The following is a 3,751-nucleotide window of genomic DNA, read 5'->3' as shown; positions in this document are numbered from 1 at the left end:
GGCGAAATCACGGCGCGGTTCGGCGCGCGGTTCTCCACACTGCTCGCCCATGCGCTGGGGCAGGGCGATGCCCCGATCAGTCCGCGCAAACCGCTGCCCGACTACATCGTGGAGAAGCGCTTTGCCGAGCCGATCGCGACCGACACCATGATCGCGATGACGCTGTCGCGGCTCGCCGACACGCTGATCGCCTCCATGGAGAAACAAGGCAAGGGCGCGCGCCGGCTCGAGGCGGCGTTCTTCCGCACCGACGGCGTGGTGCGCGCGATCATGGTCGAGACCGGACGCCCCGTAACGCGAAGCGCGGTGATCGACCGGCTGTTCCGCGAGCGGCTCGATGCGCTCGCCGATCCGCTCGACCCCGGCTTCGGCTTCGATATGGTGCGCCTGTCGGCGAGCCGCACCGAGATCGTGGTGCAGGAGCAGCGCGATCTCGATGCCCATGTCCACGACAATGACGAGTTGGCCGCGTTGATCGATCGTATCGCCGCGCGCATCGGCGGAAAGCGCGTCGTCGTGCACCTGCCGCAGGACACCCATATCCCTGAATGTGCGGCGACGGCCGCGCCGGCGCAGCATCATCTCGCTGCCGCCATGCAGGCCGAATGGCCCGCACGTGTCGAGAGCGAGCCGCCGCTGCGCCCCTTAAGGCTGTTCGACAAGCCGGAGCCGATCAAGGTGCCGTTCGCCGCCGTGCCGGATGGTCCGCCGCATCAATTCACCTGGCGCCGCGCGTTGCATGCGGTGGTGCGGGTGGAGGGGCCCGAGCGCATCGCGATGGAATGGTGGCGCCAGGACGGCAAGCAGCTCACGCGGGACTATTTCCGCATCGAGGATGCCGAGGGCCTGCGCTTCTGGATCTTTCGCGACGGTCTTTACGAGGGGGAGTGCTTCGATGCCGAGGGCAAGCCCACTCCTCCGGGCTGGTATGTGCACGGTCTCTTCGCATGAACACATCAGCTTATGCCGAGATCGGCATCACCACCAACTTCTCTTTCCTGCGCGGCGGCTCGGATCCGCGCGCCTATGTGCATCAGGCGAGCAAGCTCGGCCTTCCCGCGATCGGCATCGCCGACCACAACACGCTGGCCGGCGTGGTGCGGGCCTACAAGGAACTCGACAACGACAAGGTGCTGCACAAGCCGAAGCTCCTGATCGGCGCACGCATCGTCTTCGTCGACGGCACCCCCGACATTCTTGTCTATCCGCGCGACCGTGCGGCCTATGGCCGGCTCTGTCAGCTTCTCACCAGGGGCAAGCGCGGCGACGACATCACGCGCATCGAGAAGGGCGAGTGCCGTCTCACCTTCGCCGATCTCCTGGAATTCTCGGAAGGCCAGCTCTTGATCCTGACGCTGCCGCATCGCTTCGAGCCGGCGCAGGCGCTGGATGTTCTTGCCAAGCTCAGGACAAGCAGCGCTGAGGGCGTATGGCTGGCGGCGAGCCTGATCTATCGCGGCGATGACCGGCGCCGCCTGGCGGGGCTTGATGATCTCGCGGCAAAGGCAAAAGTGCCGCTGCTCGCGACCAACGAGGTGCTCTATCACGATGCCGGCCGCCGTCCGCTTCAGGACGTGCTGACCTGTATCCGGGAAAAGACCACGATCGAGGCGGTCGGACGGAAGCTGGAAGCCAATGCCGAACGGTTCTTGAAGACGCCGCGGGAGATGGCCCGGCTGTTCCGCGATTTTCCTGAAGCGATCGCGGAGACCATGCGCTTTGCGGGCAAGATCGATTTCTCGCTCGACCAGCTCAAGTACCAATATCCGGACGAGCCGGTGCCGCCGGGAAAGACCGCCCAAGGGCATCTGGAGGATTTGACCTGGGCGGGCGTCGACAAATATTTCGGCGGCAAGATCGATGACAAGTTGCGCGCGACGCTCAAGAAGGAGCTCGCGCTGATCGCCGAGCTGAAATACGCGCACTATTTCCTCACCGTGCACGACATCGTGCACTATGCGCGCAGCCAGAACATTTTGTGCCAGGGGCGGGGATCGGCGGCGAATTCGGCCGTGTGCTACGTGCTCGGCATCACCTCGGTCGATCCGACCAAGGTCGATCTGTTGTTCGAGCGCTTCATCTCCAAGGAGCGACTGGAGCCGCCCGATATCGACGTCGATTTCGAGCATTCGCGGCGCGAGGAGGTGATGCAATATGTCTATCGCCGCTACGGCCGCCACCGCGCCGCGATCATCGCCACCGTCATCCATTACCGTCCGCGCAGCGCCATCCGCGACGTCGGCAAGGCGCTGGGCCTGACCGAGGACGTCACCGCCGCGCTCGCCGACACCGTCTGGGGAAGCTGGGGCAAGGGCCTCAACGACATGCAGGTCAGGCAGGCCGGCCTCGATCCGCAAAATCCCATGATCAACCTCGCGGTCGAGCTTGCGACCGAGCTGATCGAATTCCCCCGCCATCTCTCCCAGCATGTCGGCGGCTATGTGCTGACGCAGGACCGGCTCGACACCTATGTGCCGATCGGCAATGCCGCGATGGACGACCGTACCTTCATCGAATGGGACAAGGACGACGTCGACGCGCTTCATATGATGAAGGTCGACGTGCTCGCGCTGGGCATGCTGACCTGCATCAGGAAGTGCTTTGACTTGATCGACGAGCACAAGGGCGAGCGTTTCGTGCTGGCGAGCGTTCCTCAGGACGATCCCAAGGTTTACGACATGCTGTGTGCCGGGGAGTCGCTCGGTGTCTTCCAGGTCGAGAGCCGCGCGCAGATGAACATGCTGCCGCGGCTGAAACCGCGGACCTTCTACGATCTCGTCATCGAGGTCGCGATCGTGCGGCCCGGGCCGATCCAGGGCGACATGGTGCATCCGTATTTGCGGCGGCGGAATGGTCAGGAGGAGGTTCGTTATCCCTCGCCATCGCCCGAGCATGGCCCCGCAGACGAACTCTACAAGGTGCTGCACAAGACGAAAGGCGTACCCCTGTTCCAGGAGCAGGCGATGCGGATTGCCATCGAGGCAGCAAAATTCACCTCCGAGGAAGCCAACGGCCTGCGCCGCTCGATGGCGACCTTCCGCAATGTCGGCACTATCGGCCAATACGAGGAGAAGCTGATCGGAAACATGGTAGCGCGCGGCTACGATGCCAACTTCGCCAGGAGCTGCTTCGACCAGATCAAGGGGTTTGGCTCCTACGGCTTTCCGGAGAGCCATGCGGCAAGCTTCGCGCAGCTCGTCTATATCTCGTCATGGCTGAAGCATTATCACCCGGATGCCTTCTGCTGCGGGCTCCTTAACTCGCAGCCCATGGGCTTTTACGCGCCGGCGCAGATCGTCGGCGATGCCCGCAAGAACGGCGTCGCGATTCGCGACATCGACGTGTCCTACAGCTTTGCGCAAAACACGCTGGAGAATACTGAAGGCAGATACTGCGCCGTGCGCCTGGGTTTCCGCCAGATCGACGGCTTCCACTGGCTGGATGAAGATGAGGAGCGGCTGAAGCGCTCCCAGCCGTCATTCCGGGGCGCGCGTAGCGCGAGCCCGGAATCCATCGGGCCGCACACGCCTGGCGGAATGGATTCCGGGCTCGATGCTGACGCATCGCCCCGGAATGACAATGTGGAGAGGGTGCTGGACTGGGCTGACCGCATCGTCGCCGCGCGCACCCGGCGGCCCTTCACCTCGCTCGAGGATTTCGCCCGCGACACCGGCCTGCCCAAGCGCGCGCTGATCCTGCTGGCGGATGCCGACGCCTTCCGCTCGCTCGGTCTCGACCGCCGCGAAGCACT

The 3,751-nt window shown here is 64.2% G+C and carries 2 protein-coding genes; both read left to right on the top strand.

Going from position 1 to position 3,751, the window contains the following annotated elements; translation table 11 throughout:
• Positions 1-951, top strand: a 951-nt coding sequence (locus MOV74_RS33580; protein WP_246931280.1) for a DNA polymerase Y family protein, incomplete at its 5' end; no start/stop codon positions are given.
• A partial coding sequence (locus MOV74_RS33575; RefSeq protein ID WP_246931279.1) for an error-prone DNA polymerase occupies positions 948-3,751 on the top strand: 2,804 nt, incomplete at its 3' end. The genes MOV74_RS33580 and MOV74_RS33575, both read left to right, overlap by 4 nt.

It is taken from the genome of Bradyrhizobium sp. SHOUNA76 (assembly GCF_023006445.1).
Taxonomy (GTDB): domain Bacteria; phylum Pseudomonadota; class Alphaproteobacteria; order Rhizobiales; family Xanthobacteraceae; genus Bradyrhizobium.
This window is presented reverse-complemented; position numbering and strand designations above follow the sequence as displayed.